Origin of the sequence: Methanobrevibacter sp., assembly GCF_045116495.1 — an archaeon.
Taxonomy (GTDB): domain Archaea; phylum Methanobacteriota; class Methanobacteria; order Methanobacteriales; family Methanobacteriaceae; genus Methanocatella.
The window spans coordinates 1-6,674 of the sequence record NZ_JBGULU010000083.1 but is presented as its reverse complement, the minus strand read 5'-3'; the positions used below and the strand labels follow the sequence as shown (position 1 = coordinate 6,674).

Annotated in this window: 9 protein-coding genes; 1 reads left to right on the top strand and 8 read right to left on the bottom strand. The window is 33.1% G+C overall.

Features of this window, described 5'->3' with window-relative positions; all coding sequences use genetic code 11:
• Positions 1-6: 6 nt before the first annotated feature.
• The 6 genes from ACJMLH_RS04280 to ACJMLH_RS04255 all read right to left on the bottom strand — a co-directional run bounded on the left by ACJMLH_RS04280 (position 7) and on the right by ACJMLH_RS04255 (position 2,928).
• Positions 7-270 carry a hypothetical protein gene (locus tag ACJMLH_RS04280; RefSeq protein ID WP_405275048.1) on the bottom strand — a complete coding sequence of 88 codons (264 nt, stop codon included), beginning with the start codon at positions 268-270 and terminating at the stop codon, positions 7-9.
• A gap of 24 nt (positions 271-294) precedes the next feature.
• Positions 295-546, bottom strand: a complete 252-nt coding sequence (locus tag ACJMLH_RS04275) for a hypothetical protein (RefSeq protein WP_295115473.1) — start codon at positions 544-546, stop codon at positions 295-297.
• Positions 536-706, bottom strand: coding sequence for a hypothetical protein (locus tag ACJMLH_RS04270; protein ID WP_156064653.1), 171 nt, complete (start codon positions 704-706; stop codon positions 536-538). Before ACJMLH_RS04270 ends, ACJMLH_RS04275 begins: the two co-directional genes overlap by 11 nt.
• The gene (locus ACJMLH_RS04265; RefSeq protein WP_067044172.1) at positions 703-894 is read right to left on the bottom strand and encodes a hypothetical protein; all 192 of its coding nucleotides are present in this window, start codon (positions 892-894) and stop codon (positions 703-705) included. Before ACJMLH_RS04265 ends, ACJMLH_RS04270 begins: the two co-directional genes overlap by 4 nt.
• Before the next feature lie 65 nt (positions 895-959).
• Positions 960-1,736: a hypothetical protein gene (locus tag ACJMLH_RS04260; protein ID WP_405275045.1), complete on the bottom strand. Its 777-nt coding sequence runs from the start codon at positions 1,734-1,736 to the stop codon at positions 960-962.
• Between the two features lies 1 nt (position 1,737).
• Entirely contained in the window at positions 1,738-2,928 is a 1,191-nt protein-coding gene (locus tag ACJMLH_RS04255) for a hypothetical protein (protein WP_405275043.1), read from the bottom strand.
• A 113-nt stretch (positions 2,929-3,041) separates the two neighbouring features.
• Between ACJMLH_RS04255 and ACJMLH_RS04250 the strand changes: the two genes are divergently transcribed.
• Positions 3,042-3,656, top strand: a complete 615-nt coding sequence (locus ACJMLH_RS04250; protein ID WP_405275041.1) for a hypothetical protein — start codon at positions 3,042-3,044, stop codon at positions 3,654-3,656.
• Between the two features lie 16 nt (positions 3,657-3,672).
• Here ACJMLH_RS04250 and ACJMLH_RS04245 read toward each other — a convergent pair whose 3' ends face one another.
• On the bottom strand, positions 3,673-5,412 hold the full coding sequence (locus ACJMLH_RS04245; protein WP_405275039.1) for a hypothetical protein: 1,740 nt from the start codon (positions 5,410-5,412) through the stop codon (positions 3,673-3,675).
• A gap of 952 nt (positions 5,413-6,364) precedes the next feature.
• The coding region (locus tag ACJMLH_RS04240) for a hypothetical protein (protein ID WP_405275037.1) at positions 6,365-6,674 on the bottom strand (310 nt) is incomplete at its 5' end.

The window sequence follows — 6,674 nt, the reverse complement described above, 5'->3', positions numbered from 1 at the left end:
AGAATTTTACCTTTCATCATTGCCCTCCAATTTCTTGATTCTATCTTCAAGTTCATTCAAATTAATCTGGTCTTCACGCTCACATCTATACTCATAAATGTCAATTAGTGCAACAATAACAATGGCTAATGCAAATGGCAATAGTCCTTCGATTAAAGCATACTTTGTGGCATTAGTCATGATAATGTTGACAGCCACTGCCGTTAAAACAGCACTGGAAATTGTTTTGGTAAAGTTGCAAATAAATATCTTCTTTTTTATTTTGTTCATGATAACAATATCCTCCAAAGAAGCCTATTGTTTTTCAGGATAACCCAAAACTCTTTTAGCTTTCTGTTTTGCGTCTTCAACATCTCCTTCGCCTCTTATCCTACTTGCATAATGACTAGCTACACCTAACACTATCATAAGGATACAGTAAGGAATGGTATTCTCGCTGATACCTAACGCTTCTGAATATAACATGACGATTGGAATGACAGTGACCAGAAATGAAGTCAATATGTCAATGTCCTTTCTGTTTTTCTCTAAGAATTCATAAATCATTCTCGTTTACCTCCTCTTCATAATCTTTATATGTATGGCTTAAGATTACACCATCAACGCAAATCTTTTCTTCAGTTCTGTAAACCTCTTCGGCGTTTTCTTCTATGTTTATCCAGGATTCGTATTCTTCCAACGTTTCAAAGTATTTTATGTATTTCATTGTGCCTCCCAAGTTATTGAGTAGTATAAGATTCCATCTTCGATTTTAAATGATATTATTGGTTTAACAGCATAAGGATAACCACTATCGACGTATCTAGTACCATTCCAGTAAAACCAATGGCCTGTTGAAGCGTCAATGTATGGGCCTTTATTTTCCAAAGTTCCTACCAGTTTCCTTATTGTCATGTTATAACCTCACTTTAATATTATATATTTTATTATGTAATTTATTATATATTTTATTATCTATTTTATATAATGTATATATCTTTGCCATCATCACAGCCATCCCATTCCATATACAATTTGTTATCTTCCCAAACGAACCTTACATCATTGACAATAGCTACATCCGGAAGCTCACAATAAGTAACGCCGTCAGCATCTTTAACATAATTGGCCTGAGCCATGATATTTGATTCTGAAGGTATGATCATATTAACGACATGAGTTATTTCATCCTGTTCAAATGAGCAGTCCCCAAGATCAATACAGTTCTGAGATTCAGGATACATTTCGATTTCTGACATTTGCCTGTAGACTCTAATGAACTGTGTATCTTCATTTTCCGTTAGATTAACGATTGAAAGTAATCTTAAATCATGTCCTTGAACCGGATTGCATTCACCGTCACTGTCAATGTAGATTCTAGTGTTTGGCAATATATCTGCAGGTGCAGGTCTTTTGAGTTTCAATCTGAAAACATCGCCCAATACGGCCACTGCCACTAAAGTTAATCCTGAAGTTTTGACTTGTACTTTACCTAATAGATATCCGAATGCGAGTTCGCCTGCTTTAGCTTTTCTTACAATTGTATGCTCCATTGTGGATGATTCATCTAACGTTACCATTTCACCAACTGCACACTGGTCGGAACAAATCCAAGCAGTATGCTCTTCATTAACATAGCTTCTGTCTCCTTCATCAAGTAAACAAGCTATTACATCCATTTTTTCTGAATGTTCCAATCCTGTTGGATATCCACGTCCATGCCCAATTGTTGAGTTTACATCATAATCTATTATCATTTTAAAACACCCAATCCCAATTCTTGTTAATTATTTTATCTGGAATATGAAGTCCAGTATCTTCCATGTCCTCATCTTCAGCATCCCACATTAACGTTGAGCCTCTGTAGGCCTTAGTGTATTCATGGCTTCCTTTATATAAACGAATTCCAGTTTTAGTTCTTTCCGTTACTGTTATTGCTGGAATGCCGTTAACGGCAAATAATGGTGATGGAAATATCAATAGCCATTTTAGATCAACATAATTGTACTCTTCAAAATCAGTTGTCAAATACCATTCTGGAGAGATTTCCACTTCCGCATAATTATTGTCATAGATTTTAGTTGGATTGTTTCTATTGAATCCTTCAATATAATCTGCAGTATTTGATGTTCCTGTTGCTATACGGCCATGAATGTGATATTTCTTATAATCTCCTTCATCGTCACTTCCAGATTCATAAGCATCAAAGGAACTAGCTAATGTTAATGTCGCTTGTCCGTTGAACATGCAATATGATTTATCAGTGCCTCCCAAGTTCAAGATAGTTGATTTGATATCTTCCTGGTATATTGTGAGAGTATAGTCCGTTTGCATCATGACACTACCAGTTGTTGTTCCATGATATGTTGCATTATCATTAACACTAACATTACCTGCAATGCGTTTGAATCTGGCCACTGTAACACGGCCATCACTTAAACTACCTCCTGAGGCAAAATTAGTAAATAATGATGTTGGAGAGCTTCCATCAAGGCTTGGAACAAATCTGGCTCTGAGAAATCTTCCGCCATCTGTTGAGTCATTGTTGATGCTTAATCCTGAGTAGTTCATGAAAAAGTTTGAGTATGTATCATTGTTTGCATCAAACATTAACACATCATTACCAGTTGTTAAATTGCTGCTGAAGGTGGTTGAAGTATCATGAACATCCAACAACAGCTTTGTGGTTTGTGAAATCTGACTGACAGGAATTCTGACTAGAATGGCTGCAGGTTGAGATCCATAAGATGGAATGTATAATACCCGACATTCAGTATTGTTTGTGGTTTTAATCTTTAGATTTTTTAAATCGCTTCTGAATAAATTGGAGTAAGAACTATCTGCTAAAGAATCCAATAATATATAATCATAGCTGGATGAATAGCTACCACTTCTTTGGTTGTAGTTACTCATGACAATATTTATCTGTAATTTTTTCTGCAATGTCATGATTAATATTTTATTATCCTTTTTATATAAATTATATAATAAAAATAATAATAAAATAAAAAATTTATTATTAAATAATTCCCATAAACTAAAATAGATATGTAGGGATTTTTATGATAGATATCAAAAGATACAATAAATTAAAAGAAGAATATGGTCATGTTTCAAGTTGGACAATATGGGGGCAACCTACTACTGGAGTTTCATCTAATATTCCTGATATGAGTATTTTTAAAGATAAGAATATCTGTAATAAATTAAATGATAAATATGTATTTGTTGGATTAAATGGTTCCAGCACACATGGAAATCAAGATGATGAACCTTGGAAAAATTTTCATAGCAGTTATGAAAATCAACGTGATTATAAATTAAGATATGCTTTAACAGGTAGTGAATTTTGGGGAAGTTATATTACAGATATTATTAAAGTATTTGAAGGAGATCGTGAAGAATCTAAAGAAGTTAGCTCTAAAAAGTTCATGTCTAAACTAAGAAAACATCCTAAAGTAGTGGACGAAAATATTGAAATATTTAAAAATGAACTTAGTATTTTATCAGATGAAAAACCAATATTAATAGCTATTGGCAATGATTCACATAATATTTTAAAAAATAATTTAAAAGGATATGAAATACATAAAATAAAACATTATTCAAGTTGGGGCGGACCAGAAGAATATAAAAAAGAAGTATGGGAAAAATTAGAAAAAATATTTGAAGAATAACATTAGAGATTTCATATTAGGATTTTAAATCATCAATAGTATAAGAACTATTTAATTGACCATTAATTTTATTTAATTTATCATTATACCAACGTTTATTCATCCTGCAGTCTGGATAGGTGTTGTAATATTCTTTTATAACATCAAATTCTCTTTGATAGTTTCCTATTGACTCTAACATTCGACAGGTTTCACGTAGTTCATATCTTGTTTGTTTAACATCAAAATGTTTCTCTGTGAATATTTTCAAAACAAGCCCTTTTGTTGTCATTCTATCTGCATTAACAATAGGTTTGTGGATTTTATCCTTATTCTTAGCACCATTCATATTATAGTACTCAATCCACCCATTTACTTCAGATTCATCCAGTTGAATGTGACTACTGAGCTTCCTTAGATTATTTGTAAACCAAATATACTGATGATTATTTAAATAAACTCCACTAAGAAACATTTCTTTTATATTGTTTAAATTTGACTCATATTCGCCCATTTGATTATATTTTATTGTAATTTGTCGATATGGATACCAATCATTTTCAAAATAAGAATTTTTAGTTAAATCTTTAAAATAGCTTACTGCTTTCTCCCCACGAAGACTCAACCCTCTTTTTTTCAAAGAATATTTTCGTAAAATATTTTCCACTTCATCCAAGGATTCGTCATATTCAAATAATTCAGTTTCATTCTTTAAAACATCTTCCAATTCTAGTGAAATTGGAATTTCATAATCATATCCCTTAGTATTAACTTTAACATCTTGAGGATGGTAATAATTAGAAGTTTCAGATATTGTCTCATCAATATGATTAATAAACTCATCTTCAGGTTCTTTAACTATTTCATTTTTATTTGGTGAAATATTATGCTTCTTCCGTTTATAATTCTTTCTTTCAAGTTTGGTAATTCGTTCTTCGAGAGCTACAATTTGTTTTTTTAAAATATTTATTTCATCATGTAGTTTTGCATTCTCACTAATATCTTCTATAAATTTATCATCATTAAATAATTTATCAACAGTGATTTCATCTTCTGTTTCAACACCTAAATAATTTAAAACTTCTTTTTCTCGTTTTTCAAACCAATTATTACTAATTTTTGTCCTAGTCGATTCACCATTGAAATATTTATCAATAATTCTTAATTCATTATCTAAATCACCAATTTGCCTATATGCAATACACAGTGCTTGAAAATAACTATAACTTCTAAAACCTAAATCATCTATCATATGGTTGTATAATTTTATAAACTCATGAATCTTCCCTGTCCGTTTAAGTTCCCTACCTTCCTCCTCAAATTCATATGCCCTATGTCTCCTATCATATCTTTCTTCAGAATCAATAATTATTTCTCCTCTCTTTTTAATAATTCTATCAGCAATAGGAACAGGAATATTTGATTTATCTTTATTATTGCAACCATGATTCTTAAAATAATCAGTTAATTCTTCAATTTCTTCATTTGTAATGAGTCCCTTTTCAGAATATTTCCTTAGTTTATTTCTAAACCATAAATAATTATGCCTATTACAATATATACCGCTTTTAAAGAAACATCTAATCACATTAACTTTTTTATTATATTTTTTAGTCTTTTTATACATTAGAACTAATCTTCTATAAGGATAATAATCATTAACGAAAAGTTCATCGTTTAAAAGGTCTTTATAAAATTTGATGGCTTCTTCAGGATCTTCTTTTTCTAAATCCAATCCTTCCCTTTTAATATTATATTTATCTATGTAACTTGGCATTACATCACCCTTAGATATTAACACAATTTAATACTATTTTTCAATTTTATGAGATATATTGTTTTTGATAATTAAAAATAATGTTTTGTAGACAAGAGCAACCTTGCCATACCCATGTTATAAGCGAGCCAATTCGCCCAGGCCGACCCCCACGCCGGAGCGTAAGCGGAGGCGTGTGTGGGAAGGCCTGGGTGAATAGAATTGGCGAGCAATACTAAAGGGAGGAACCGACCCTCGCCGGCCGGTTCCGTAAGTCATCAATGAATAAAAAAAGAGTTTTTCGTGAGCAGCATTACCCTTATATGCAGTCCGACCTTTAGGTCGGACTGGATGCCTTGAGCGTAAGCGAAAGGCCAATACTATACACCTAGCAATAATAGCTTTGTCACAGTCGAGGAATAGGGGCTTGCCCCTATTCCGAGTTTATGGATTTGAAGATTTTAATTTGATAAAATTTGAGGAACCGACCCTCGCCGGTCGGTTCCGAATGTTAGAACCTGAACACAGTTAATTTATTATAATCAACATTAACGATTATGTTCCGTCCGAGCGTAAGCGAGGACTGGACGCCTTGAGCGTAAGCGAAAGGCCATACCATAGACCTAACAATAATAGCTTTGTCAGATTTAAGGAACAGGGGCTTGCCCCTGTTCCGGGGTTAAGTTTTGTAAACATTAGTTTGTCGACACCGAGGAATGGGGGCTTGTCCCCCATTCCGAGTCGGTAATATGGCAAATGACGTAAATTCGGCATTGGCATTCGTGGGTAATTAAAGGGGGGCTTGTCCCCCCTTAATTAGGCATTAAGGGTTTCAATGCACGATTTGCCCCACTAGGTGAAATATGAACTTAATGGAGAGTGAAACACATCAAAACACTCTCCATAACTAAACAACGAGCAATTCAATGAAGAAATACTAGCTCCGGTGGAAAAAGCAAAAACACCATCATAGCTAGATTCTGGTTCTATTGAATCCCATATCCTTTAAGATTTTATTATATTCCTCACGAGTCGTAAAGGAAGGAGCATCCTCATCTCCAGTGCTGCCAGTTTCGCCGACCTCACCATCATCAACAGAGTTGGATGGATTTCTTCCTCCAGGTGTTGAACCATCATTACTAGCTTCGATTTTAATTCTTCTCTCAGCCAGTTTTTCCATTAATTCCATATCAACGTCACCAGACAATAGCTTATCTATTATCTCTTTATCCTGTGCGTTTTCATTATAATTAAAGTTGTACTTTGCTTCGTACTCCTTTATT